We start from the raw sequence: 24,858 nt of genomic DNA on the forward strand, positions 1-24,858 counted from the left end.
GCTGGTATCCCGAATCGGCACATGGGGGCCAACGCAGCTGAAATCGCGAGAGCCGAAGCTGCGGCGAACGTTGCATTAATTGCTTTATGTGAGAATATCGACAAATAAATCGACTTTAAAAAAGAATGTGTCCGGGGCATTCGCTCATTATGAGAAATAACAGCGTCAGCCAATTCAAGGATGTTCACGTTCATGCGGCCAACGTGCAGCAGTGGAACCAGGACTACAGCCAGTTAACCGCTGGCTCTACCGAGAGTTCGCTGATGCAGTTGACTACCGGCGGTTGCCACGTTTTCCTTGAGCAGATCAACCAGCGTGTCGTGCAGCACGGCGTCGCGCCGCGCGGCAAAATGTGCTTCGCGGTGCCGATCAACATTCCGGGCGCGATGCGGATGCAGGGGCGTGAGGTGGACGACAGCAGCCTGTTCTTTCTGCGCGGTGGCGAGGAATTTATGTTTCATATGCCGATGGGCATGCAACTGCTGTCCATCACGTTCGAGCGTGAATTGTTCGAGCAGGCGCTGGCGCAAACCGCATGGGCCAAGGATGTGGGCCTGTTGCTGCGTCAGCCAGTGATCAGGGTTTCCAGCCAGCGCTTTGCCGAAGCCCGTCGGCGCTTGCTCGCGGTATTCGCCCAGGCCATGACTAGTACTGCTCACGACAGCGTGCAGGAGCAACAAGACGACGAGGCGCTGGAGGAGTCGATGCTCGGTGAGTTGGTGCAGCTCATGACCGATCCGGCCTGCGATAAGTTGCAGCGCACGACCAGTTCCACGCGCAGTTTTATTGTCGAGAAATGCCATCGCATGGCGACTGCTGGACAGTTCGACGTGCCCAGCGTGTTCGAACTGTGCGAGCGCCTCCAGGTTAGCCGGCGCACGGTGCAGAACAGCTTTCGCGCCGTGGCCGAAACCACGCCGCTGAATTACCTGCGCTGTGTGCGGCTCAATGGCGTACGACGCACCTTGATGTCCACTCAGGCCGCGCATCTCTCGATTGGTAACGCCGCGGCCCAGTGGGGGTTCTACCACCTCAGCCATTTCGCGGCTGAGTACCATGCGCTGTTCGCCGAATTACCGTCCCAGACGTCACGCGCTGCCATATCGTCTTGTGTTAAACGCGGAACTGATCCATCAGCTTCATCTGTTGATTGGCCCGTGCGTTGAGCTGACTGCTGATCTGCGCCGACTCGGCGGCCTGTTCCGTCAGGGTTTCGGTCACAGTGCGGATGGTCGAGACGTTGCGATTGACTTCTTCGGCCACCGCACTTTGCTCCTCAGCCGCACTTGCAATCTGCAGGTTCATGTCGCTGATCACCGTTACCGCGTCGCTGATCTTGCCAAGCGCCTGTACGGCCTGATGGATCTGCCCGGCGTTGTCCTGGGCGAGCGTCTGGCTAGAATGCATGGTCGCCACCACGCCCCGCGTGCCGGTTTGAATACGTTCGATGACCATACGGATTTCCTCGACGGAATCCTGGGTGCGCTTGGCCAGGTTGCGTACTTCATCGGCCACCACCGCAAAACCTCGGCCGCTTTCCCCGGCGCGTGCCGCTTCGATCGCGGCGTTGAGTGCCAGCAGGTTGGTTTGCTCGGCAATGCTGCGGATCACTTCCAGCACTGAACCGATCTGCTCGCTGTTGAGCGCTAGGGCTTCGACTTCGGCCACGGCCTTGCTGACCTCTCGGGCTAAAGCATTAATATCCTGGGTGCTGCGCTCGATAAGGGCGATGCCCTCCTTGGACGCCTGGTCGGCACCACGTGCCGCCTGGGCGGCATTCGAGGCGCTGTGGGCGACCTCATGGGCGGTGGCGCTCATTTCGTTGGAGGCGGTTGCCAGTTGATCGATCTCGCGAAATTGTACCTGCATACCTTCACTGGTCTGCCGCGCGATTTCCGAAGACTGGTCAGCGGTGCCGCGCGCGTCGGTAATGCTCTGCTTGATCTGTGCGACGGTGGGTTGCAGTTTGTCGAGGAAGCGGTTGAACCCGTTGACCAGTTCGCCCAGTTCATCTTTTTTGCGGTAGTGCAGGCGTTGGGTCAGGTCACCGTCGCCGCTGGCAATCGCCTTGAGCATCTGCGCGACACTGTTGATCGGGCGCGTTACCCCGGAAGCGGTGAACCAGATGAGCAGCAGGCCCAGCAACCCGGCGCCGGTGGCCACCAGCAATGACTCCAACGTGTCGCGGGTTTGGGTCTGGTCAAGCAAGCTCTGAAGCGCTACCGAGTCGGCCAGCACTACCTGTTTGGGCAAATCAATGACCACCCCCCACGCCGGCGCGTCGGGGATCGGCGCGACGGGGTAGACGGCGCGGATCAGATCATTCCGGGCCAGCACCAGCGGTTTTTTTTGTGCCAATGCCGCGAGTATCGCCTTGCTTTCCTCACCCAATGTGCTGCTGAGCGGTTTGGCGACTTGGCCGGCATCCTTGCTGTACGCCGCGAGCACGCCGCTGTCGGACACGATCAGTAGGCTTCCCGAGCCGTTGAACAGCGTGCGCTGGGCATCGCTTGCAGCAGCTTGCAAGGCGCCAAGCGCGAGGTCCACGCCCAGAGCGCCGATCACTTTGCCATCGGCAATTAAGGGTATCGACAGTGTGGTCATCAGTTGTACCTGCCCGGCCTGAGTGTCGGCATAGGGCGCCATCAGACAGGTGCGCCGTGTGTCTCGCGGGCAGGTGTACCAACTGTTGTAGGGAGTGCCGCTGATGCTGAGCTCGGTCTTCTGCAAATCGGTTTCGGGAATCAGGATGTTCACCGACTCGCCAGCACCCCGGTTCCAGGCGCTGGCAAAGCGGCCGGTTTCGTTGGAGGCACGCACGGCGTCATTGGCGAAAGCGCTGTCTTGACCCTCCAGCGCATTTGGTTCGAAAACCAGCCACAGCCCAAGTATCTGCGGATTGTGCTCGAAGGTGGCCTTGAGACTTTGGTTCAGCTCCTCACGCAACATCGCGGCCGGTAACCCGCGCTGGATGGTCATGTTACGCAAGTGGGCCGCGTGGTCGGACAAGGCGGTAATGAGCAGCAGGTTGTTGCCGAATACCCGCTGCAGGTTACCCGCCTGCTCGGCGGCATTGGCCAGCAGCAGGTTTTCGCTACTGTCGGTCAGCATCTTGCTGCTGGATGTACTGATCAACCGGTTGTTCTGGTTGCCCTGATAGAGGTTCAGGCTGACGATCAGGCCAATCACGCCCAGAAGGCACAAGCCGGACAATAGGGTGATTTTCATACGGATGGAGAGGGCGTCGAGCATAGGAGTATCTCGCAGTTGAACAGCAGGCTTGTTGACCATCGGTTGGCCCGGGTCACTGACTTCTTATTGGGTGTGTCATACATCGGCAGTCTCGGATGTTAACGAGGCCGGTTCGCAAAACTAGAAATGCTCCAACAGCAAGCCGCCCACGATTCAGGTCAGCCAGGCATAGGGCCGGTACGCCTAGCATGCGCGAACGCGCACCCGCGCCGTTATCCCAAATCGGCGGGGGAATGAGTTGGCTCTGACCTGTTTTGGGGCGCTGTCCGCGATGTTACCGATTTGGGATAGCGAGGGTTATGTGGGCGGGCATAGGATCGAATCCAGCGTGCAAACTTAAGAATAAAAGCACTACCCGGCACCGATAGCGCCTGGATCGGGGTCACCCCACAGCGACTGCCTCATACAATAAGGTCAAGAACATGAGCGTAATTCTCCCGGTCAATAGCTCTACGGAGCTCAAGCGTGGCGCCCTGGGTGTCGGCTTCATCATCTTTTTCGTGATTTCTGCGGCAAGTCCGCTCAGCGTGATTGCCGGCGGCTTTCCGATCGGCATCATGCTCGGCAACGGTGCTGGCACCCCGGCGTTACTGCTGCTGGCGTTGCTGGTGCTGTTAGCGTTCTCGGTGGGTTACACCACCATGTCCCGCCATGTCACCAACGCCGGCGGTTTCTATGCCTTCACCTCCCGAGGCTTGGGTGGCCTGGCCGGCGGCTCGGCGGCAGTCCTGGCGATGTTCGCCTACAACATCTTGCAGATCGCCCTGTATGGCATGTTCGGTGGCGTGGTCGCCGGTACCATGGAGAGCGTGGCGGGGGTGATATTGCCCTGGTGGTCCTATTCGCTGATGGCAATGGCCAGCATTGCATTTCTTGGCTATCGGAAAATCGACCTCTCGGCACGGGTACTGTCTTTGGTGGTGATCGCTGAATACCTGGCGATTCTGACTCTCGACTTCGCCATTCTGAAGGCCGGTGGTGACGGCGGCGTCAATCTCGACTCGTTCAGCAGCCAACATGTGTTCAGCGGTACTCCGTCCATCGGCCTGCTGTTCTGCTTCGCCGCCTTCATCGGCTTCGAGGCCACCACCATCTACGGTGAAGAGGCGAAAGACCCTCAGCGCACCATCCCGATCGCCACCTACAGTTCGGTGCTGCTGATCGGCGGGTTCTATGCGCTGTCGGTGTGGTCGATGGTGGTGGGCGTGGGCGCGGACAAGATCGTGCCGATGCTGCAAGCCATGCAAGACCCGACCACCTTTATTTACGGCATGTCCGATCACTTCGTCGGCCCGCACCTGACCCAGGTCATCCGCGTGTTGTTCATGGTCAGCATCTACGCCGGGCTGTTGGCGTTCCATAACGCTGCGGCGCGCTACTTCTATGCCATCGGTCGTGACGGACTGTTGCACAGTGTGCTGGGTACCACTCATCGTGTTCACCAGAGCCCGCACATGGGGTCTGCCTTGCAAAGCCTGATCGCGGCCGTGGTGGTATTGATCTTCGCCGCGATGGACGCCGACCCGATCCTGCAACTGTTCGCCTGGTTCTCCAACCTGGCAACCCTGTGCGTCATCCTGCTGATGGCGATGACGTCGCTCGCGGTCTGCGTGTATTTTCATCGGCATCCCGAACTCAAGATCGGCCTGCTGCGCGGTCGTGTTCTGCCGGTGTTGTCGTGCTTGGCACTCCTGTGCGTGCTGGTACTGGCGGTAGCGCACTTCGATGTGCTCACGGGCGCCAGCCAACTATTGTCCTACAGCTTATGCGCGGTGATTCCCGCAGCCCTGCTTAGCGGACTGTATCTCGCCGCGCGCCTGCGCAAAGTGTCGCCGCTGCGGTTCCTGGCCCTGGGCAGCCACAAGCTCTAAGGCCTGGTCCTAAACCTCTATCCTGTGAATTGTTCGCTGCCGTCGTTCGGCAGGGCTCGCCTGCGTTTAAAGGAAATTGCATATGCACCATTACAAGATGCTTATCAACGGTGTTTCGGTTGCCGGTGAAAACGGCCAGTTTGACGTAATCAATCCAGCGACCGGCGCCGCATTCGCACACTGCCCGGCCGGCTCGCTGTCCCAGTTGGACGAGGCAGTGGCCGCCGCGCAAGCCGCCTTCAAGACCTGGCGCCACAGTACCCACGGACAGCGCTGCGAGCACCTCAATGCAATTGCCGATGGGATTGAACAGGACGCTGACGCACTGGCCCGGCTGATCGTGCAGGAACAAGGCAAACCGCTGGAACTGGCGTTTTCCGAAGTCATGGGCGCCGCCGCCTGGACCCGCTACGCCGCCGGGCAGGAGATCGCCGTCGAGTTGGTGGAAGAAACCCCGACCCAGCGCATCGAGCTGCACCGCAAGCCTTTGGGTGTGGTGGCGTCCATCACGCCTTGGAATTGGCCGTTCATGATCGCCGTGTGGCATATCATGCCGGCGCTGCGCGCGGGTAACTGCGTGATCAGCAAACCATCGAGCCTGACGCCGCTGAGTACGTTGCGCCTGGTCGAAATCATTGGGCGTCATGTGCCCCACGGTGTCATCAACTGCGTGACTGGCGAGCAGGGTTTCGGCAGCGCGATCACATCGCACCCGGGCATTCAGAAGATCGTGTTCACGGGCTCTACCGCGACTGGCCAGAGCGTCATGCGCGGGGCCGCCACTAACCTCAAGCGCCTGACCCTGGAACTGGGCGGCAATGACGCGGCGATCGTATTGCCCGGTACGTCGGTGGAGGAGGTGGCTGAAGAGATCTTCCAAGCCGCTTTCCTCAACATGGGCCAGACCTGCGCCGCACTCAAGCGTTTGTACATTCACCAATCCCAGTACCAGGCGTTTGCCGAGGCTCTGACGCGGATTGCCGAGCGCCAGGTGGTCGGTGATGGCCTGGAGCCCGGCGTCAACTTTGGCCCGGTGCAGAACCTTGACCAGCTACAACTGGTAGATGCACTAATCGCTGATGCGCGGACACAAGGTGCGCGGGTGCTGTGTGGCGGCGCACGCCTGGATCGCCCCGGCTTCTTCTATCCGCCCACGCTGGTGGCGGATGTGACCGATGGCCAGCGTCTGGTCGACGAGGAACAATTCGGCCCGGTATTACCGCTGATCGCTTATCAGGATATCGAGGATGTGCTGCGCCGCGCCAATGCGGGCGACATGGGCCTGGGCGGTTCGGTCTGGGGCCCCGATCTGGAGCAGGCGCAGGCACTGGCCAGCCGTCTGGAGAGTGGCGTGGCGTGGGTCAACTGTCACGCACGCATTCAGCCTAACACGCCGTTCGGCGGCAGCAAGATGTCCGGCTTCGGTGTCGAGTTCGGCCTTGAAGGGTTACTGGAATTCACCGGCCAGCAGTTGCTGTTCGTCAACAAACGCGCCGCCCAATAACGCTTCAACGACCAAGACAGCCTCTCAAAGGCGCACTCCAAGGAGCTTCGATCATGCGGTATCCCTCCACGTCATTTCTGAGCAGTACGTTGGCTTGTACGTTGACACTTTGCGCTGTCAGCCAGGCCCATGCCTATGAGTTGTACAGCGATGAGAGCCGGCATCTGAATGCCGACATGACCGCCGTGTTCGGCATGTTCAACAGCCGCAAGAACTATAACGGCACGCTGGGCGGTTCGACCTGGCGCGAGGGTTTCATCAAGTATGGCTTGAGCGGCGACCAGTCCCTGGCCGGCAATGGCACCGCCTACGGCGCCTTCGCGCTGGTGAGTTCCGCGACCTGGGGGGACGGCGACCCGGGGGGCAATACGTTGGGCAGCGAACGCACCACCAAAATCGAAGACGCTTACCTGGGTTGGCGCTCCGGTGATTTGTTTCCGGCCTTGGGCAAGGACGGGGTAGACATTTCCGGCGGGCGCCAGGTGGTCAAGGTGGGGCGTGGGTTCCTGATCAACGATGATGGATTGAACCTAGGTGAGGGGCCCGCTAACGGCACGATGAACCGAGGTGGCGCTTATTACCTGGCCGCACGGCATGCGTTCGATCAAACCGCAGTGTTGCGTCTGGGTGGGCAGGATGGCCTGCACGGCAGCGTGCTGTGGCTCAAGTCCGATAATCGTGTGCAGGCCGAAACCGAGTTGGCTGCCGGTACCCTGGATTACACCGCAACGCCAGGCACCCTCGGGCTGACCTGGGTCCATGGCATCGACGTGAACGACCGATGGGCCAGCGATTTTCAACGCCAGCGCAAGGGCATGAATGTCTACAGCGTGCGCGGTGAAGGCGATGCGGGCATCAAGAACCTCAGCCTGGCGTTCGAGTATGCCTGGCAGGACAAGGACACCGGGCCGGAAAAGGCCTGGTATGGGGAGGCGGGCTACACCTTCGCTGACACCGCTTGGGCGCCCAAGGTCACCTATCGCTACACGCGCTATTCGCAGAAGTGGGACGCGCTGTTCACCGGCTTGAGCATGGGCTACGGCACCTGGTTCCAGGGCGAAGTCGCTGGCAACTACGCCGGACCGTTCAATACCAATACCAGCATCCAGCACGTCGGGTTAAAGGCGACTCCGCTGGAAAACCTGACCTTGGGCGCGCTGTATTTCGATTACAACACAGTGCGCAAAACCAATGCGCTGAACCTTGATGGCCGAGAGCTGGATGTGTACGCCGAGTGGGCGGTCAACCCGCACTTGATCATTACGCCGCTGGTGGGGCTCTACAAACCCAAGGAGGACGCGACCACCGGTGGCAATCAAGTCGGCGGGAATGGCACCAACCTGTACAGCCAATTAACGGTGGCGGTGCCGTTCTGATCCTCGGTTAAAGGACGGTAGGCGCAGGCGGGTCGCGCATCTTGTCGGCGATCCGTTGCGCCGTGTCCATGACCATCTCGACCACCGCTTCCTCGCGAAGCAGCCTGAAGCTTTGGCTGCTGCCGACGGCCGAGAGACTACCCGCTACTTCGTCGATATCGGCCTGGAGGATGGGTGCGGCGATGCCCGTCAAGCCCAGGTTGAGTTCGTCGTGGGTCAGGCAATAGCCGTCCTTGCGGATTTTTTTCGCGACCTTGGAGAAGCTGGCCCAGTCATACGGGCTGTCGGGGTCGTTGGCCATGTGCTCATCAAACAGGCGTTGCAGGCGACGGCCTTTCTGATAGGCGATCAATACCTTTGATTGCGCACCGCGAAAGAACGGCAACGGCTGCCCGCGCCCGAATGCAAAGTGATAGGTGTCGGTGGGTTCGGCGATGTAGGTGTTGATGATGCGCCCGTCATAAAACACGCTGGCAAACACCGCCAGGCCGGTTTGCGCGGAGAGCTCGTGCATCAGCTCGCGTCCAGCGAGGAGGACCGGGTCGTACTGACGCATCATCCAGTCCAGCTCGATCACGCGCGGCCCCAGGCTGTAACTGCCGGCGTCTACACGGGTCAGCAGGCCGGCGTTACACAAATCCTTGACGTAGCGGTATACGGTCGCCCGTGACAGGCCCATGCGCTCGGCGATGGTCTCGGGGTCGATCTTCAACGTCTGTGGACCGAACAGGTCCAGGACACTCAGCAATTTGCTCAGGCTACTCATTGTGTTCCTAGGAGAAAGGGAAGGGCGTTTGCTGCGTGCCGATATTGGTCAGGCAATCGCACGAGCGCCAAGCACTGTCGCAACACTACCGCAGTGAGAGAAAAACGCAATGACGGATGAGTTTTAAGGCATCATAATTAATTCAAAATCTCATTTATTGAGATAAATACAAATTAAACGCTTGTTGCTTGGCTTTTTGTGTGTGATAAATCTCACTACTGCAAACGCTCAAGCAAGAGGGCTGAAAATGAATGGTGCGCAACTGATAGTGAATGCGGCAGCGGCAAGCGGTATCGAGTACTGCTTTGCCAACCCCGGGACCACCGAGATTCCGTTGGTGGCTGCCATGGCCAGCGCACCTGCTCTCAAGCCGGTGCTGTCGCTGTTCGAAGGGGTGTGTACCGGGGCGGCCGATGGCTATGGCCGGATTGCCGGCAAGCCGGCGATGACCCTCACCCACTTGGGCCCCGGGTTTGCCAATGGCATCGCCAACCTGCACAACGCGCGTCGGGCCAATACCCCAATCGTCAATGTGATCGGCGATCACGCCTCCTGGCATGTCAATTACGATCCACCCTTGGCCAGTGACATCCAGGCCCTGGCCGGCGCCGTCTCCGGCTGGGTGCGCACCTCGCGCACTGCGTCGGGTATCGGTGAAGATTTGCAGGACGCCGTGCGTGCGGCGTGGCAGCCCAAGGGCCAAATCGCCAGTTTGATCCTGCCGATGGACCTGCAAGCCCACGCGGTGACGCACAACGGTGTGTTCGCCCCGCTGCGCGCGCCGGTGCGCCGATTTGCTGGTGACCGTATCGAAGGCGTGGTGCAGGCACTGCGTGACGGCCAGCGTCTGGTGTTTATCGTCGGCGATGAAGGGTTGTCGGTCGCGGGCCTGGAAGCGGCGGGGCGCCTTGCGCAACTGTCCGGCGTACGGCTGTTTGCCGAGACCTTTCCGCGTCTCAGCTACCGGGGCGGCGGTTTGCCGGACCTGGATCGCCTGCCGTATTTCCCGGAAGTGGCGATTGAAATCCTTGAACAGTACGACCGGGTCGTTTGCGCCGGTGTGCCGGACCCCATCAGTTATTTCGGCTATGAAGGCATCCCCTCGCGGCTCGCCGAACGTGAACGTTTGCTGACGTTGGCCGAAGTCGGTGACGACGTTTCCGGTGCGCTCACGGCGTTGGCCGATGCCCTGAATGCACCGGCCTATGTGTCGACCCCGGAGGGCATCGAGCTGCCGTCGGGACATGCTGAACTCACGCCGCAATCGATCGGCCAAGTGCTGGCCGCGTCGTTGCCCCACGACAGCATTGTGTCGGTCGAAGGCGGCACCTGCGGCTATCCCTTTTTCACCGCCTCGGCCCGCGCCGCGCGGCACCGGGTACTGACCAACACCGGCGGCGCCATTGGGCAGGGGATTCCGGTGGGGTTCGGCGCCGCCTTGGCGGAGCGCGGCAACCGTGTGTTCTGTCTGCAATCCGACGGCAGTGCCCAATACACCATTCAAACCCTGTGGAGCATCGCTCGCGAGCAGTTGCCGGTGGTGATCCTGATCGCTGCCAACCATCGCTACGCGATTTTGCAGAACGAATTGCGCCGGTTCGGCATGACCGAGATGGATCCGCAAGCCCTGCGCCTCACCGTGCTCGATAGCCCACACATCGATTGGAAAGCCCTGGCCAAAGGCTACGGCGTACCGGCCTGCACGGTGAATACCAATGGCGAACTGCACCGGGCACTGGCGAATGCCGCCGCCGATGCTGGGCCTTGCCTGATCGAAATGGCACTGTGAAGGAGTCGATAATGCATCAGCTTGAATTATTACCGGCCGTCCAGGCGTTCCTCGCTCAGCCCGGACGCCTGTTCATCGGTGGTACCTGGCAGGACGCCGTCAGCGGCCGTCGCTTTGCCGTTGAAAACCCGGCCACTGAACAGATCCTCACCGAAGTCGCCCAAGGCGATGAGCGCGATGTGAATGCGGCTGTCGCGGCTGCCCGCGCTACCTTTACCGGCGCTTGGTCGTTGCAGTCAGCGGCACAACGCGGGCTGTTGCTGTTTCGCCTCGCCGATCTGCTGGACCAGCACCGTGAGGAGCTGGCGCAACTGATCACCCTGGAGAATGGCAAGCCGATCGCCAATGCGCGCGGTGAAGCGGCCAGCGCGGCGAACATCATTCGCTACTTCGCCGGCTGGCCAACCAAGATCGAAGGCAGCACGTTGCCGGTATCGCCGGCTAACGGCGCGCCGATGCTCAACTACACGTCGCGTGAACCGGTCGGTGTCTGTGCGCTGATCGTACCGTGGAACTTCCCGTTGACCATGTGCGTGTGGAAGCTCGGCCCGGCGCTGGCCACCGGTTGCGTGGCGGTGCTCAAGCCTGCCGAACAGACGCCGCTGATCGCTATCCGCCTGGTGCAACTGATCGAAGCCGCAGGCTTCCCCGCCGGCGTCGTCAACTTGGTCACCGGCCTGGGCGCCGACACTGGCGCACCGTTGGCACAGCACCCTGACGTAGACAAGATCGCCTTTACCGGCTCGACCCAGGTCGGCCGGCTGATCGCTCAGGCAGCGACCAGCAATATGAAAAAGGTCTCGCTGGAACTGGGCGGCAAATCGCCGAATATTATTTTGCCCGACGCCGACATTGTGCGCGCCGCCAAGGGTGCTGCCGATGGCATTTTCTACAACCAGGGTCAGGTATGTACGGCTGGCTCGCGCCTTTATGTACACGCCAGTGTGCTCGACCAGGTGCTCGAAGAATTGCAGCGCCATGCCGCCGCGTATGTGCTGGGTAATGGCCTCAACCCTGCCACCAGCATGGGGCCGTTGGTCTCGGGCCGCCAATTGAACACGGTCAAGGGCTACCTGCAACGTGGTCAGGAGGAGGGCGCCGAGCTGATCTGCGGGGGGCAACGTCCGGCCCACCTGGAGCGCGGTCACTTCATGGCACCGAGCATTTTCCTCGATCGAGCCGAGCGCGCCTGCGTCGCTCGCGAAGAAATTTTCGGCCCGGTCTTGACCGTCATGAGCTGGACCGAAATCGATGACTTGGTGCTGCGTGCCAACGATTCGCCGTATGGCCTCGCTGCCGGCCTGTGGACCCGTGACCTGCGCTCGGCGCACCGCGTGGCTGCACAGCTCAAGGCCGGCTCGGTATGGATCAACTGCTGGAACGTGGTCGATCCCTCTTCACCGTTCGGTGGCTACAAACAATCCGGCTGGGGCCGGGAAATGGGAAAAAACGTGATCGATGCCTACACCGAGACCAAAAGCGTGTTTGTCGATCTGGCCTGAACTGAATAATCACAAAAGGTAATTGCTATGGATCTGGAATTGAAAGGCCGCGTGGCCATTGTCACCGGTGGCGGTATGGGCATCGGCAAGGAAGTCGCACGTTTCCTCTCCGAGGAAGGCTGCAAGGTGGTGATCTGCGCACGGCGCATGGCCTTCCTGCAACTGGCGGCCGAAGAGATCAGCGCTCAGACCGGCAATGAAGTGCTGCCGCTGTTCTGCGACACCAATGACATGCAGGCTGTGTCGGAGATGGTCGAGGCGGCACACAAACATTTTGGCCGTATCGATATCCTGGTCAACGGTGCGGCGGCACCGTCGGGCGTGGTGCGCAACGACATCGAACACGCCGGTGATGATGAGCTGCTGTCTGACCTCAACACCAAAGTGATCGGCTACTTCCGTTGCGCCAAGGCCGTGACCCCGCACATGAAGGCGGGTGGTTTCGGCCGCATCATCAACATCGGCGGCCTCACCGGGCGCAGCAGCAAAGTGCTCTCGGGCATGCGCAACCTGGCGATCGCACACATGACCAAGACCCTGTCCGATCAACTCGGGCCGTCGGGCATCACGGTCAATCTGATTCACCCAGGCGTGGTGGACACTCCGCACATCCAGGAGCTGTACGACCGTGAAGCGGTCAAGCAAGGCAAGACTGCGGAACAGGTCGAGCAGGCTTACATCGACGCGACGCCGATTCGCCGCACCCTCGCACCGATTGAAATGGGCTGGTTGATTGGTTTCCTGGCGTCGCCCAAAGCCGCTGCGGTGACCGGTGAATCCATTGGCATCGATGGTGGCTTGACCCGTGGCATCTATATCTGAGGAGCATCTGTGATGAGCAACGGTACCCTTTTAGTCGCCACCGTGGGCCAAGCAGTGATCCGCAGTGCTGACGATGGCAAGACTTGGCATCGCCTGGGCCTTGGGCAGGACCTGGAGTTCGATGCGATCACCCGATCCCTGAGCCAGCACCCCGACACGCCCGAGCGGATCTATGCCGGTACCGATGTGGGCTTGTGTGTCAGCCACGATACCGGTGGGCATTGGCAGCGAATCGATTCGCCTTTCAACGGGCAGACCGTGTGGAAAGTTGCGGTTGACCCGCAGGATGCACAACGGATTTTCGTTGGTACCGGCGCGCCTTCGCGTGCCGTATTGTGGCGCACCTTGGACGGCGGTCTGAGCTGGGATCGCGCCCCGGTCGAAATTCCCGAGTTCTGCGACGGCGTCAGCCGTCCACGCCTGTTGGCATTTGCCTACGACCCCACCGACCGCAACCAGCTGTGGTTCGGCCTGGAGGAGGGCGGCTTGTTCCATTCCCGTGACGGCGGCGACAGTTGGACCCGCGTCGATGACCGGCTGCTGTGGGACTACAACTCGGACATCCACAACATTGTGGTACTGCCCAATCACGGTGAGAAAGTCATCGTGGTGGTCTGCGTCAATGCGGTGTACCGCAGCCTGGACGAGGGTCTGACCTGGACCGGCATTATCGGTCGCGAAGCTTTCGGCCTGTACTACCTGCGCGCGATGAATGCGCCGTTGGGTACGCAAAACGAGCTGTACCTGAGCATTTCCGATGGTACGCCGGGCACCACCAGCAAGATCCTCGTTTCCCATGATGCCGCGCTCAGTTGGAGCGTGCTGCCGTTGCCGCAGCAGCCTAATTCCTGTGTCTGGGCAATTGCCTTCAACCCGGTCAACCCGCGCCAAATGGTGGCGGGCACCAAGTATGGACACTTGTTTACGTCCGACAATGGCGGTGATGGCTGGCAGAAGCACTGGCGCGAATTCAGTGAGATTGCCGATGTGCTGTGGACGCCTGCCGTGGCGCAAATCAAGGCCGGGCATCAATCCATCGTCAAGAAAAACTGAGGTAAGCAGTGATGAAAGTCGAAATCCTTCGAACTCACTTATCACTATGGGTGAGTGATCCTGATGTGTCGGCACGCTGGTACGCCGACATTCTGGGCATGCACGAAAGTGCCCGTGGCGAGAGCTGGGTGATGATGGCGTTTGGCACCAAGCATCACGACATTGCGTTGATTCGTGCAGAACCCGGCGCTCATCAGGGCGGGCTGGGGCTGCAGCACTACGGTTTGGAGATCGCCGGTGATATGACCACCTTGCGCCAGCTCTACGGCATGTTGCTGAAGAAGGGCGTCGAGGTGGTGAAGATTACTGATCATGAAATCGGCAACGGCCTGTATTTCAACGATCCCGATTGCAATCGCATGGAATTTTTTCTCGAAACCGAGCATGACGACGCGTGCGGCAAGGCCCGCTTCAAGGCCGCCGGTGCGCCGAGTCGCAACATCACGCTTGACCCACTCGAACCCCTTTGAACAGAGACTACCCTATGAAAACCGCCAATTTCGCCAGCTACCACATCCGCAAATGGTACAGCTTTGTTGAAGAGACCCTCGCTAATGAAACCGGCCAACTGGCCGATGGCGAGCCGGTGTTCAAATACGCAGTCGCTGCGGTGGTCGCCAACCCGTATGCCGGCCTCTACAGTGAAGACCTTTCGCAATTGATTGAGCCGTCGCCGCTGTTGGGTGAAGAATTCGGCCGGCGCATCCAGGCCCTCGCCGGTTCGCGCCAGATTCAAAGCTACGGCAAGGCCATTCTGGTGGGCAGCGCAGGCGAGTACGAACATGGCAACGCATTCCTGACCAACCCGGCCGCCGATCCGGTCCGTGTCGCCCTGGGCGGTGGCAAGTCGTGGGTGCCGTCCACCGGCAAGCGGGGCGGCCCAGGTTCGACCATCGACGTGCCGCTGGCGCACAAAGATGCGTTGTACGTGCGCTCGCATTACGACAGTTTCTCGCTGACCTTCGGCGACGGCCCTTCGCCGGATGAGATCGTCGTGATCTGGGCCTTCGCCACGCGCGGACGCCTGCATGCGCGGTTGGGCGGGCTGAAAGCCGAAGACGTGAAAGGTCTTGACGGTCTGCACTGATAAACGCGCTGTACCAAGCGGTGCTGGACTCAAACCACAACAAGAAAAGCGGTGAATAGCGATGAAGCAGGAGAAGACCCAAGTTGTCATCGTGGGCGGTGGCCCCAACGGCATTACTGCCGCGCACTATATGGGAATGTACGGTGTCGACTGCGTCGTCCTTGAGCTGTCCGACGGCATCCTGCCTTATCCCCGTGCAGTCGGCATGGACGATGAGGCGTTGCGTGTGCTGCAGGGTATCGGCATTGCCGAGCTGGCGGTGCGCGACATGATCTGCGACGTACCGCTGCGTTACTACAATGCGCGCGGCGTATGCTTCGCCGAGGTCAAGCCAAGCACCGCGCATTACGGCTGGCCGATGCGCAATATCTTCATGCAGCAGTTGCTCGAAGGCACCCTGCGTGAACACCTCGGTCAGCACACCAGCGTCGAGCTGCGTCAGGGCCACGAGTTGCTGGAGCTCGAGCAGGATGCCGAAGGCGTGACCCTGCAGGTGCGCGATGCCCAGGGTGAGATTTACCAGTTACATGCGGACTACGTGATCGGCGCCGACGGCGGACGTTCCACCGTTCGCAAAAAGCTCGGCATCGAACTGCTCGGGCTGACCCATCCGCGCAAATGGGTGGTGGTCGACACTGCCAACGACACACTCGATGCGCCTTACACTGCGCTGCATGCCGACCCGCAGCGGCCCTTCGTGTGCATCTACCTGCCTTACCAGCAGCGACGCTGGGAGTTCATGCTGATGGAGGGTGAAGACGAAGCGAAAATGTGCGAGGAGTCGACGATTCGCACACTCATCCACGGGCATATCGGCGATGCCGTTAACCACCTCAACGTCATTCGTATCCGTGCCTACATCCACCACTCGCGGGTCGCGGCGCGCTTTGTCGAAGGGCGTGTTGCACTGGTGGGCGACGCTGCGCATATCTCCCCGCCGTGGGCCGGACAAGGTCTAAATTCGGGTCTGCGCGATGTGGCCAACGTCGCCTGGAAACTGGCAGCGATCATCCAGGGGCGGGCGGCGCCGTCGATCCTCGCTACCTACGACCAGGAGCGGCGTGGCCACGCGACCGAGTTGGTGGCGCTGGCCGACAACATGGGTGCGGTACTCGGCTTGACCAACCCGCTGATGGCCGGTGTACGCGATTGGCTGTTCCAGGCGGTCAACAGCGTGGATAACCTGCGCTCGCACTTGCTGGAATTCAAGTTCAAGCCCAAGGCCACCCTCACCAAGGGTCTGGTGCATCACGAGCGGGCCGAGTTGCGTGAGGATGATCTGGTCGGGCAGTTGTTCATCCAGCCCAATATCGAAGACGACCAGGGCCAGCGTCGGCGCCTGGACGAAGTGCTAGGCAATGGTTATGCCGTGCTGGGGTATCGCGTGAACCCGCGGGCTCATCTCAGTCAACCGGTGGCCGAGTATTGGACTCGCTGGGATACACGTTTCATCCAGGTCAATCGCTCGCGCAGCGGCGTTGGGCGTAACCAGCCGTTGACGGCCAATGACGCCTTGAGTGTGGAAGACGTGGATAACCGACTGGGCGAATGGTTCTCGAAGGTGCGTGACTGCATCGTTGTCGTGCGTCCTGACCGCTTTGTCGCCGCCATCACCACGCCTGAGCGGCTTGACGGCGTTCTGCGCAAGCTGGCGGAGCAACTGTCATGAGTGGCGCTGATGCGTTGCTTGGCCAACTCCACGAAGCCGGGAATCGCGCCCGGGCCATTGCTCCGTTGCCGCCTGAGACGCTGGACCAGCGGCAGGGTTACGCGCTGCTGAGTCAGTCCCTGGTGCAGCGCCTTGCAAGTGGCGAATACCTGAGCGGTTGGAAAGTTGCCTTCGCCGGCCGGGCGGCGCAGGCGCGCTTTGGTCTTGACGAGCCGGTGTATGGCGCGCTCACCTCTGCCATGGCGGTCGAGCCGGGCAGCGCGGTGTCGTTCGAGCGTCTGATTCAGCCCAAACTTGAGGTTGAACTGGCGCTGGTGTTCGGGCGAGCTCTGGCAGCGGGCTATTACCGTGACGAGGAGATTCTGGCGGCAATTGCCGAGGTGGCCCCGGCCTTCGAAATCGCCGACTGCCGCTGGCAGGGCTGGGCGTTCGGGCTTGGCGCGTTCCTGGCCGATAACGCCGCCGCAGGACTTTACTGTGTCGGGCCGCGGGTGCCGTTCGATGCGGTACAGCATGCCTGCGTGGAGTATCGCCTGGAGCATGAGGGTCAATTGCTCGGTAGCGGTGATACCCAGGCGCGCGAAGACAGCCCACAGTTCAACCTGTGTTGGCTGGTGCGGCGCCTGTTGGCGGACGGTCATCCCGTGGAGGCCGGACAGGTGGTTTTGTCCGGTGCGTTGCTGGCGCCGCTGGCTATCCAACCGGGTACTTATCGTTTGCGCATGCTTGGCACGGAACTGGCTTTGGATTTCCACGCAGGCCACGTGCCTGCGTAATCGCCAGCGACTGTTATGGATGACTGAGCCCACCTTCAGGCCAAAAACAACAATCTGGCCGCCGAGGAATGAAGCCTATGCTCGCCGAAGTCCGTACCTTCAATGACTCCCAACAGCACGCCGGCTCGATCCAGGGTTGGCAGCAGGTTTATGACCAGCTTGGCCGCGGCTGCCTGACCAGCGAGTTGCGCCAGTTGTCCGGCGATCGTTTCCAGATTTTCCAGGAGGTATTGGACAAGCGCGTGGTGCAGCACGGCCGCTCGCCCAAAGGGCGCTTGTGCGCGGCCATGTCACTGGGCAGCCCGCCGGTGGTTCAAGGCCAGCAGGTGAGCGAGCAAAGCGTGGTGCTATTGCGTGACGGCGAAGAGTTCGTGTTGCATGCGCCGCAAGGCACGCACTTTTTCGCCCTCAATGTTGATGCCGTGCGCTTTGCCAAACTGGCTGCTTTCGAACTGTCCAATGATCAGCTCAAGCGCTTGACCAGCGTTTCTGCGCTTAGCCTAGATGAAACGTTACTGTTGCGCATACGCCAGCGTATCCATCCGCTGTTTCGTCACTTTTTGGAACATGCAGACGCTATCAGCCCCGCCTCGGAAAAGATGCTCGAAGACGAATTGCTTGGCGCGTTCCTCGATCTGTTCAGCCACGCTGGCGATGAGGTGCGTTGCCGGCGTGGCAATTTCGCCGTGAGCGCCTATCTGGTCCGGCGTAGTCAGGAATTGATCATTGCCAGCGGCGACACGCCGTTGAGCATTCTTGACCTGTGTGAGCAGTTACACGTCAGTCGCAGGACCCTGCAAAATAGTTTCCATGCCGTCACCGATATGCGACCGGTCGAATACCTGCGCAATCTGCGTCTCAACGCGGTCAGGCGACAGTTGATCGCAACTCCTGCGAGCGATAAAAACATCGGTGACATTGCCGTGGCCAATGGCTTTTTTCACCTGAGCCATTTCGCCACGCATTACCGCGAGCTGTTTGGTGAGTCGCCGTCCGAAACACGCCGAGCGTCGTACTGACGCGACAAAGCGCGCGCTTATCAACCTTGAGTCTTGCCTAAGAAATTTCAGTCAATCGCATTCTTGTGTGGCGAGTGGGCTTGACCCGCGTTGGGATGCGCTCACGCCTATGGACGTGGGAGCTGGCCACCAGCCACGGCTTTACGCCATGCCCAGCCTTACGGCAACGGATTGAATGATGCACCGCAACCGTGCACGTTCGGCGACGGTTTTACGAGGGATGATGTCAACGGGAATTAATTTTTCCGCTGAGCCGGGGGAGGTCACTCAGGCGAAGCGGATGCGCTCGGCATAGGCACTCTGCAGCATTTTGCGCTGGTAATCGCAGGGCGTCGTACTGACCAGCTTTTTGAAGTCGCGCAGGAAATGCGACTGATCAGAAAAACCCAGGTCCAGGGCCAGGTCCGAGAACGACACATCGCACCGGGTGTTCAGGGTTTCCAGCGCCGCCTGGCAGCGAATGATCCGGCAAAACGTCTTGGGCGACAGGCCGGTGTCCTGGCTGAACTGGCGATGAATCGTGCGGCTGGTGTAGCCGCTGAGATCTTCCAGTTGCTGGATACGCAGGTCGCCGCGATGCGCAAGCGCCTGTTGGATAACCATGGTCGTGAGTTTCGAGCTTCGGCCCACGAGGCGCGGGGCCAGGTAATCGCTGAACAGCCTTATCTGATCTTGCAGCTGTGGGGCTTGGACGATGCTCTCGAAAATGCGCTGGGCAAATGTCGATACTTCCAGCAGATCCCATTCCTGCTCGGTCAGGTCCTCGGCCACGACGTTGATGAAACCTGGAATGACCCCCGGCGCAAAGCGTACGCCGAAGTAATGGTGACCCTGCAGCAGTTTGACCTGCTGTGCTTCCAGCGGGGTACCACAAATCCTCACACTTGGTCGCGTGGGGTCACAGTCGAACACGATATCCACACAGCCGTCCGGCACCGCCAGCAGATCAGCCGAGTGAGCGACATCGAAGGCGTAGAAATGCGAAATCGCCGGGTGCTCGGAAGGCATTACCGAATACCGGGATGAGTTAAGTACGAACCAGGGTTGTTCGTAAGCGGTTTGCCGCAGCGGTGGTGAACAGAGGTTGGGCATGGCCGGACCCTGGAGTGATATATGCGGGAATATTCACGCATTTATCGCGCCAACTCTGCGGACAGGGACGAACCTTGATGTCCGAAATTTACAATACCGTGGAGAGGCACTCACTGATACTCGACCTCGATAGCGTGGGAGCAGCGCCTACCGCAGCGACTCCATCTTCAGTCGAGAATAATAATGTCCACTACCACAAAAATTGACTTCATCTATCTTTCCGAGCAGGACATGATCCGCGCCGGCGTCACCGACATGCTCGCCTGTGTGAATACCATGGAGGAGATGTTCGGCCTGCTCTATAGCGGCGACTACCGTATGGCAGGACCCAACAACGATTCTCACGGCGCGATGGTAGTGTTCCCGAAGGATTCCCCCTTCCCGAACATGCCCAAGCCCACCGCTGATCGCCGCATGATGGCGATGCCAGCCTATCTGGGGGGCAGCTTCTGCACCGCAGGCGTCAAATGGTACGGCTCCAATATCGCCAACCGCGAAAAAGGCCTGCCACGTTCGATCCTGATGTTTACCCTCAACGATCCCGACACCGGCGCACCGTTGGCGCATATGTCCGCCAACCTGCTGTCGGCGTATCGCACCGGTGCGATCCCTGGCGTAGGCGCGCGGCACCTGGCCCGTAAGGACTCGAAGGTGGTCGGCCTGCTCGGCCCTGGCGTGATGGGCAAGACTACGCTCGCTGCTTTCATTGCCGTTTGCCCGCATATCGATACCTTGAAGATCAAGGGTCGTGGCGAGAGAAGCTTGAATGATTTTATTGGCTGGGTGAAGGACACTTACCCACAGGTGACCACCATCAGCGTGGTCGACAGCCTCGAAGAGGTGGTGCGTGGTTCCGATCTTGTTACTTATTGTAGCTCCGGTGAGACCGGCGACGCCTCAACCTACCCAATTGTGAAGCGCGAGTGGGTCAAGCCGGGTTGCTTCATGGCCATGCCGGCAGCCTGCTCGTTGGATGAGGGGATGGAACGCGCCGACGTGCGCAAGGTGCTGGACAACACCGGCCTCTACGAAGCCTGGTTCGAAGAGTTGCCCAAGCCTGCGCATAACTGCGTGCCGGTCATCGGCGTGCGATTCATGGACATGATCGCTGAAGGCGCGATGCAACACGCAGAGCTCGAAGACATCGGCAAGATCGTCGCCGGTGATGCTCCGGGCCGTCACAACGATGAAGAGATCATCATCATGTCGGTCGGCGGTATGCCTGTGGAAGACGTGGCGTGGGGCACCGTGGTGTATCGCAATGCCGTAGAAAAAGGCATCGGCGTGAAGCTTAACCTGTGGGAAACCCCGGTCCTGCGCTAAGCCATCCTTTAACCCACTGACGAGACTTACACCATGCCCAAAATCATCAAGCTCAAGACCGGCTCACCCTTTGAAGACCAAGCCAGCTATTCGCGCCTGGTAGTGGTGGACAACTGGATCTATGTGTCCAATACCGCCGGGCGTAACCCGCAGACCAAGCTGATCCCGGAGGACATCCTCGAGCAGACTCAACAAGTGTTCGCCAACATTGAAAGCGCACTCGCCGCCGTGGAGGCCAGCCTGGCCGATGTGGTGTGCTCGCGGGTGTTCATCCAAGACCCTAAGGACGTACCAGCGGTGATGGGCCTGATCGGCGAGAAGTTCCGGGGTGTCGACCCGGCCAGTACCGTGACGTGCCCGCCGCTGGGTTCGACGGTATACAAGGTGGAGCTGGAAGTGACGGCGTATCGCAATGCCTCCAAGGCCCAGGTCGAAGTGATTCGCCTGGCGCAATAACCCGTCCTGCGGCCGCGCACTCGCGCGGCCGACCTCTATTGCTTTGCGAGTCTTGATCATGGCCCCGACTATTGTGCCCGTGAATACGTCCACCGAATTTCCCTCCGCGACCACCGTCGTCATCATTGGTGGCGGCATCATCGGCTTGACCGCTGCGCTGACACTGGCCGAACGCAATGTCCCGGTGGTGGTCCTGGAGAAAGGCCGTATCGCCGGCGAGCAGTCCTCACGCAACCTGGGCTGGGTGCGTAAGACCAGCCGTCATGCCCACGATATTCCGCTGGCCCTCGCTGCCGACCGATTATGGGCACAGATGCCGGGGCGGGTAGGCGCGGATGTGGGCTATCGGCAAGAGGGCATCATGTTCGTGGCCCGCAATCAAGCGCAGATGGCGATGCATGAAGGCTGGCTCAAGTCAGTCGAGCACCTGTCACTGGATTCGCGGCTGCTGAGTCACCGCGAGATAGCACAGAAGGTGCCGGGCGGTGAGGGGGAGTGGGCTGGTGGTATCTATACACCGTCCGACGCGCGCGCCGAACCGACCTTGGCCAGCAGCGCAATTGCCAAAGCCGCCATGGCCCTGGGCGTGGTGATCATCGAGCAGTGTGCGGTGCGTACGCTGCAGATGTCCGCCGGCAAGGTCAGCGGCGTGGTCACTGAAAAAGGCGAGATTCGTTGCGACCAGGTGTTACTGGCTGGCGGAATGTGGTCGCGGCGATTCCTGGGCAATCTAGGCGTGTCGTTGCCGACCCTGGCATTGACCTGTTCGGTATTACGCACTCATCCAATGCAGGGCCCCACGGAAATTGCTGTGGGCGCGCCGGACTTTTCGTTTCGCAAGCACCAGGACGGCGGCTTCATCATCACCCAGCGCGGCAAGCTGGATGCTTACCTGACCCTCGATCACCTGTTGCTGGCCAAGCAGTACATGCCCGCATTTCGAGCGCAGCGCAGTGTGTTGAACGTGTCACTGGGCAAGTATTTCTTCAACGACCTGGCGCTTTCGCGACGCTGGTCGGCCGGCAGTGTCAGCCCGTTCGAACGCGTACGCGTACAGGACCCTGCGGCTAACCCTCGTCTGAATAATGATGCAATGAACAACCTCAGGGCGGCCTGGCCGGTGTTCGAGCAAGCCAGCATTGCCCAGGCCTGGGCGGGCACGATCGATGTGACGCCGGATTCGAACCCGGTGATCGGGCCCGTCGCGCAGATCCCCGGCCTGACGGTGGCCACCGGTTTCTCCGGGCACGGCTTCGGTACGTCGCCGGCGGCAGGCCATCTGGCCGCCGATATTGTCAGCGGGCATACCCCGATCATCGACCCGAGTCCTTATCGTTTTGATCGTTTCTAGGTCAGCGTGCAGCGCGACAGTCTCAGAAAACGGTGTTTATCTTTCATTGAGCGGCGGAGCCAGGCAATGTCCCCAGACAGCATTTTCTTTACCAATCGCACAGGCTTGCGTCTGCACTATCTTCGCTGGGGCAAGTCAAGCGGCGTGCCTTTGGTGCTGCTGCATGGTCTACGCGCGTATGCCCAGACCTGGGAGTCGCTGGTAGAAGCGCTGGGCGATGGCTATTGCATCTATGCCCTGGACCAGCGTGGGCGCGGGCTCAGTGACTGGGCGCCAGCTTCCAGTTATCACACGCAGTCCTATGTGGACGACCTGCAGGACTTTATTGCTCATGTCGGCTTGCATCGGTTTGTGTTGCTCGGGCACTCGCTGGGCGGCGCCAACGCCTTGGAATACGCACGGCAGCACCAAGGGCGCTTGATCGGCTTGATCATCGAAGACATCGGGCCGGGTTCTTCGAGCCAAGGCGATGGCGCGGCGCGCATTCGTCGCGAGATGAACCAGACCCCGTTGCGTTTCGATAGTTGGGACGCCGCCCGCGCGTTCTGGCAGGCATCGCGTCCTGGCTTGTCGGCGCAGGGCCTGGCGTCGCGGCTGGCGCACTCGATGCAGGAAAGCGCCGGGGAGATCAGCTGGCGCCACGATCAACAAGGCATCGCCGAGGCGCGCCTGAGCATTGAGCCGACCGATCTATGGCCGGCGGTCCGCGCGCTGGATTGTCCGACGTTGTTCATTCGTGGTATGCGCTCGGACTTTCTGCCAGCGGCGACCCTGCAAGCTATGCGCGACAGCAATGCACACGTGCGTACCGCCGAAGTCGCAGACGCCAGCCACTATGTGCATGACGATCAGGGCGAGATCTTCAATCGGCTAGTCATTGCGTTTCTTGACAACCTCGCGACCGCCGGCTCATGAAGCCGCCGGCACGCCTGATTGTGCTGCTCTCATGCCTAACAGCTTTCGGGCCGTTTTCGATTGATACCTACCTGCCCAGTTTCCCGCAAATCGCCGAGGACCTGTCGACCGGCAACGCGCAGGTGCAACATACCATCAGCGCGTTTCTCGCCGGGCTGTGCCTGGGCATGTTGTGCTACGGGCCGCTGTCCGACCGCTGTGGCCGGCGTCCGTTGCTACTCGGCAGCCTGGTGCTGTACGCCACAGCGACCCTGGGTTGCCTGTTTGCCGGCAGCATCGAGCAACTGATTGCCTGGCGCTTTTTCCAGGCGCTGGGCGGCGCGGGCGCGCTGGTATTGGCGCGTGCCGTCGCTCGGGACAGGGTCGGCTTGGCGCAGACAGCCAAAGTACTGTCGTGGATGCACGTGCTGACGATGGTGGCGACACTGGTCGCGCCAATGATCGGCACCTGGCTGGTGTTGATCCAGGGGTGGCGCACCATATTCGCCACCTTGTTCATCTTGTCCAGCCTGTGCCTGTTGCTGGTTGCCCTGACCTTGAAGGAAAGCCTGCCGGTGCAAGATCGCGGAGCGTCAGTTGGCGCGGCCTTTGCGGCCTACCTCACGATTGCCCGGCAACCCAGGGCGATGGCGCTGATCCTGTGCATGTCCCTGGGGTTTGGCGGAATGTTTGCATTCATCACGGCGTCGCCTTTTGTGTACGTCGTGTATTTCGGGGTCTCGCCACGGATGTTCAGCGCATTGTTCGCCCTGAACATCCTCGGCATCATCCTGGTGACCTTCATCAACGCGCGCTGGGTAGGCCGTTTTGGGCCGCAACGCATGCTCGGCGTGGGTGCGGTGCTGTTAAGCGGGGCAGGGCTGGCACTGATGTTGGTCGGGTATACCGAATGGGGCGGGCTGGCGAGTATCGTGTGTTGCATGGTGCTGTACATGGGTGTGACTGGCCTGATCGGCGCCAATTGCATGGCCAGCCTGATGATGCTGTTTCCACGCCAGGCCGGCGCGAGCGTTGCGCTGGGCGTTTCGGTGCAATTTGCCACCGGGACGTTGGCCAGCCTGTGGGTCAGTTATTTGGTCGACGGAACCGCCTGGCCGATGTGTTGGGTGGTCGGGTGTTGCGGGTTGGGCTCGTTGGTCGCTTATTGCGTAACTCTTCGCACGCCTGCCCAGGCGGGCGCCGTGACGGCCGTCGTCAGGCAGGCGTGAAATTCTGTTAAAAAAACCGGGTGTGCC

The 24,858-nt window shown here is 60.6% G+C and carries 21 protein-coding genes; 18 read left to right on the top strand and 3 right to left on the bottom strand.

Annotated elements, in window-relative coordinates:
* The first annotated feature begins 149 nt into the window (after positions 1-149).
* Positions 150-1,166: a helix-turn-helix domain-containing protein gene (locus ACQRBT_RS17305; RefSeq protein ID WP_412046446.1), complete on the top strand. Its 1,017-nt coding sequence runs from the start codon at positions 150-152 to the stop codon at positions 1,164-1,166.
* On the opposite strand, the gene ACQRBT_RS17310 is transcribed toward ACQRBT_RS17305, so the two are convergent.
* Entirely contained in the window at positions 1,114-3,252 is a 2,139-nt protein-coding gene (locus ACQRBT_RS17310; RefSeq protein ID WP_412046445.1) for a methyl-accepting chemotaxis protein, read from the bottom strand. The genes ACQRBT_RS17305 and ACQRBT_RS17310 overlap by 53 nt on opposite strands.
* A 422-nt stretch (positions 3,253-3,674) precedes the next feature.
* Between ACQRBT_RS17310 and ACQRBT_RS17315 the strand changes: the two genes are divergently transcribed.
* From ACQRBT_RS17315 to ACQRBT_RS17325, 3 genes are all read left to right on the top strand, one after another.
* Entirely contained in the window at positions 3,675-5,123 is a 1,449-nt protein-coding gene (locus ACQRBT_RS17315) for an APC family permease (RefSeq protein ID WP_412046444.1), read from the top strand.
* 82 nt (positions 5,124-5,205) lie between these two features.
* Positions 5,206-6,627, top strand: a complete 1,422-nt coding sequence (locus ACQRBT_RS17320; protein WP_412046443.1) for an aldehyde dehydrogenase family protein — start codon at positions 5,206-5,208, stop codon at positions 6,625-6,627.
* Between the two features lie 53 nt (positions 6,628-6,680).
* Positions 6,681-8,003: a hypothetical protein gene (locus ACQRBT_RS17325; RefSeq protein WP_412046442.1), complete on the top strand. Its 1,323-nt coding sequence runs from the start codon at positions 6,681-6,683 to the stop codon at positions 8,001-8,003.
* Positions 8,004-8,010: 7 nt separating this feature from the next.
* Here the strand turns inward: ACQRBT_RS17325 and ACQRBT_RS17330 are convergent, their stop codons facing one another.
* Complete coding sequence (locus tag ACQRBT_RS17330; RefSeq protein WP_412046441.1) at positions 8,011-8,769, bottom strand: IclR family transcriptional regulator; 759 nt, start codon at positions 8,767-8,769, stop codon at positions 8,011-8,013.
* 247 nt (positions 8,770-9,016) lie between these two features.
* On the opposite strand from ACQRBT_RS17330, the gene ACQRBT_RS17335 reads away from it, so the two are divergent.
* The 9 genes from ACQRBT_RS17335 (at position 9,017) to ACQRBT_RS17375 (ending at position 18,486) form a co-directional block, all read left to right on the top strand.
* Positions 9,017-10,558 carry an acetolactate synthase large subunit gene (locus tag ACQRBT_RS17335; RefSeq protein WP_412046440.1) on the top strand — a complete coding sequence of 514 codons (1,542 nt, stop codon included), beginning with the start codon at positions 9,017-9,019 and terminating at the stop codon, positions 10,556-10,558.
* Between the two features lie 11 nt (positions 10,559-10,569).
* Positions 10,570-12,060, top strand: a complete 1,491-nt coding sequence (locus tag ACQRBT_RS17340) for an aldehyde dehydrogenase family protein (protein WP_412046439.1) — start codon at positions 10,570-10,572, stop codon at positions 12,058-12,060.
* Positions 12,061-12,087: 27 nt separating this feature from the next.
* A complete protein-coding gene (locus ACQRBT_RS17345) occupies positions 12,088-12,882 on the top strand; it encodes an SDR family NAD(P)-dependent oxidoreductase (RefSeq protein WP_412046438.1) in 795 nt (264 codons plus the stop codon).
* 12 nt (positions 12,883-12,894) lie between these two features.
* Entirely contained in the window at positions 12,895-13,935 is a 1,041-nt protein-coding gene (locus ACQRBT_RS17350) for a VPS10 domain-containing protein (protein ID WP_412046437.1), read from the top strand.
* 11 nt (positions 13,936-13,946) lie between these two features.
* Positions 13,947-14,405, top strand: a complete 459-nt coding sequence (locus ACQRBT_RS17355; RefSeq protein ID WP_412046436.1) for a VOC family protein — start codon at positions 13,947-13,949, stop codon at positions 14,403-14,405.
* A gap of 14 nt (positions 14,406-14,419) precedes the next feature.
* Positions 14,420-15,022: an amino acid synthesis family protein gene (locus ACQRBT_RS17360; RefSeq protein ID WP_412046435.1), complete on the top strand. Its 603-nt coding sequence runs from the start codon at positions 14,420-14,422 to the stop codon at positions 15,020-15,022.
* Between the two features lie 61 nt (positions 15,023-15,083).
* The gene (locus ACQRBT_RS17365) at positions 15,084-16,691 is read left to right on the top strand and encodes a bifunctional 3-(3-hydroxy-phenyl)propionate/3-hydroxycinnamic acid hydroxylase (RefSeq protein ID WP_412046434.1); all 1,608 of its coding nucleotides are present in this window, start codon (positions 15,084-15,086) and stop codon (positions 16,689-16,691) included.
* On the top strand, positions 16,688-17,467 hold the full coding sequence (locus ACQRBT_RS17370; protein WP_412046433.1) for a 2-keto-4-pentenoate hydratase: 780 nt from the start codon (positions 16,688-16,690) through the stop codon (positions 17,465-17,467). Before ACQRBT_RS17365 ends, ACQRBT_RS17370 begins: the two co-directional genes overlap by 4 nt.
* 77 nt (positions 17,468-17,544) lie before the next feature.
* The gene (locus ACQRBT_RS17375) at positions 17,545-18,486 is read left to right on the top strand and encodes a helix-turn-helix domain-containing protein (RefSeq protein ID WP_412046432.1); all 942 of its coding nucleotides are present in this window, start codon (positions 17,545-17,547) and stop codon (positions 18,484-18,486) included.
* 267 nt (positions 18,487-18,753) lie between these two features.
* Here the strand turns inward: ACQRBT_RS17375 and ACQRBT_RS17380 are convergent, their stop codons facing one another.
* A complete protein-coding gene (locus ACQRBT_RS17380; protein ID WP_412046431.1) occupies positions 18,754-19,578 on the bottom strand; it encodes a helix-turn-helix domain-containing protein in 825 nt (274 codons plus the stop codon).
* Positions 19,579-19,761: 183 nt separating this feature from the next.
* Between ACQRBT_RS17380 and ACQRBT_RS17385 the strand changes: the two genes are divergently transcribed.
* From ACQRBT_RS17385 to ACQRBT_RS17405, 5 genes are all read left to right on the top strand, one after another.
* Positions 19,762-20,901: a tyramine oxidase subunit B gene (locus tag ACQRBT_RS17385; RefSeq protein ID WP_412046430.1), complete on the top strand. Its 1,140-nt coding sequence runs from the start codon at positions 19,762-19,764 to the stop codon at positions 20,899-20,901.
* Positions 20,902-20,934: 33 nt separating this feature from the next.
* Positions 20,935-21,357 (top strand): RidA family protein, encoded by a 423-nt coding sequence (locus ACQRBT_RS17390; protein WP_412046429.1) that lies wholly within the window; start codon positions 20,935-20,937, stop codon positions 21,355-21,357.
* A gap of 58 nt (positions 21,358-21,415) precedes the next feature.
* A complete protein-coding gene (locus tag ACQRBT_RS17395) occupies positions 21,416-22,708 on the top strand; it encodes an NAD(P)/FAD-dependent oxidoreductase (RefSeq protein WP_412046428.1) in 1,293 nt (430 codons plus the stop codon).
* A gap of 66 nt (positions 22,709-22,774) precedes the next feature.
* The gene (locus ACQRBT_RS17400; protein ID WP_412046427.1) at positions 22,775-23,623 is read left to right on the top strand and encodes an alpha/beta fold hydrolase; all 849 of its coding nucleotides are present in this window, start codon (positions 22,775-22,777) and stop codon (positions 23,621-23,623) included.
* Positions 23,620-24,831: a multidrug effflux MFS transporter gene (locus ACQRBT_RS17405; protein ID WP_412046426.1), complete on the top strand. Its 1,212-nt coding sequence runs from the start codon at positions 23,620-23,622 to the stop codon at positions 24,829-24,831. The genes ACQRBT_RS17400 and ACQRBT_RS17405 overlap by 4 nt, the downstream gene beginning before the upstream one ends.
* The last annotated feature ends 27 nt before the right edge of the window (positions 24,832-24,858 follow it).

It is taken from the genome of Pseudomonas sp. R19M (genome assembly GCF_050312585.1).
Classification (GTDB): Bacteria; Pseudomonadota; Gammaproteobacteria; order Pseudomonadales; family Pseudomonadaceae; genus Aquipseudomonas; species Aquipseudomonas palleroniana.

Coding starts and splice junctions, on each gene's coding strand:
- ACQRBT_RS17305 (WP_412046446.1), top strand. CDS start 150: ATGAGAAATAACAGCGTCAGCCAATTCAAGGATGTTCACGTTCATGCG.
- ACQRBT_RS17310 (WP_412046445.1), bottom strand. CDS start 3,252: ATGCTCGACGCCCTCTCCATCCGTATGAAAATCACCCTATTGTCCGGC.
- ACQRBT_RS17315 (WP_412046444.1), top strand. CDS start 3,675: ATGAGCGTAATTCTCCCGGTCAATAGCTCTACGGAGCTCAAGCGTGGC.
- ACQRBT_RS17320 (WP_412046443.1), top strand. CDS start 5,206: ATGCACCATTACAAGATGCTTATCAACGGTGTTTCGGTTGCCGGTGAA.
- ACQRBT_RS17325 (WP_412046442.1), top strand. CDS start 6,681: ATGCGGTATCCCTCCACGTCATTTCTGAGCAGTACGTTGGCTTGTACG.
- ACQRBT_RS17330 (WP_412046441.1), bottom strand. CDS start 8,769: ATGAGTAGCCTGAGCAAATTGCTGAGTGTCCTGGACCTGTTCGGTCCA.
- ACQRBT_RS17335 (WP_412046440.1), top strand. CDS start 9,017: ATGAATGGTGCGCAACTGATAGTGAATGCGGCAGCGGCAAGCGGTATC.
- ACQRBT_RS17340 (WP_412046439.1), top strand. CDS start 10,570: ATGCATCAGCTTGAATTATTACCGGCCGTCCAGGCGTTCCTCGCTCAG.
- ACQRBT_RS17345 (WP_412046438.1), top strand. CDS start 12,088: ATGGATCTGGAATTGAAAGGCCGCGTGGCCATTGTCACCGGTGGCGGT.
- ACQRBT_RS17350 (WP_412046437.1), top strand. CDS start 12,895: ATGAGCAACGGTACCCTTTTAGTCGCCACCGTGGGCCAAGCAGTGATC.
- ACQRBT_RS17355 (WP_412046436.1), top strand. CDS start 13,947: ATGAAAGTCGAAATCCTTCGAACTCACTTATCACTATGGGTGAGTGAT.
- ACQRBT_RS17360 (WP_412046435.1), top strand. CDS start 14,420: ATGAAAACCGCCAATTTCGCCAGCTACCACATCCGCAAATGGTACAGC.
- ACQRBT_RS17365 (WP_412046434.1), top strand. CDS start 15,084: ATGAAGCAGGAGAAGACCCAAGTTGTCATCGTGGGCGGTGGCCCCAAC.
- ACQRBT_RS17370 (WP_412046433.1), top strand. CDS start 16,688: ATGAGTGGCGCTGATGCGTTGCTTGGCCAACTCCACGAAGCCGGGAAT.
- ACQRBT_RS17375 (WP_412046432.1), top strand. CDS start 17,545: ATGCTCGCCGAAGTCCGTACCTTCAATGACTCCCAACAGCACGCCGGC.
- ACQRBT_RS17380 (WP_412046431.1), bottom strand. CDS start 19,578: ATGCCCAACCTCTGTTCACCACCGCTGCGGCAAACCGCTTACGAACAA.
- ACQRBT_RS17385 (WP_412046430.1), top strand. CDS start 19,762: ATGTCCACTACCACAAAAATTGACTTCATCTATCTTTCCGAGCAGGAC.
- ACQRBT_RS17390 (WP_412046429.1), top strand. CDS start 20,935: ATGCCCAAAATCATCAAGCTCAAGACCGGCTCACCCTTTGAAGACCAA.
- ACQRBT_RS17395 (WP_412046428.1), top strand. CDS start 21,416: ATGGCCCCGACTATTGTGCCCGTGAATACGTCCACCGAATTTCCCTCC.
- ACQRBT_RS17400 (WP_412046427.1), top strand. CDS start 22,775: ATGTCCCCAGACAGCATTTTCTTTACCAATCGCACAGGCTTGCGTCTG.
- ACQRBT_RS17405 (WP_412046426.1), top strand. CDS start 23,620: ATGAAGCCGCCGGCACGCCTGATTGTGCTGCTCTCATGCCTAACAGCT.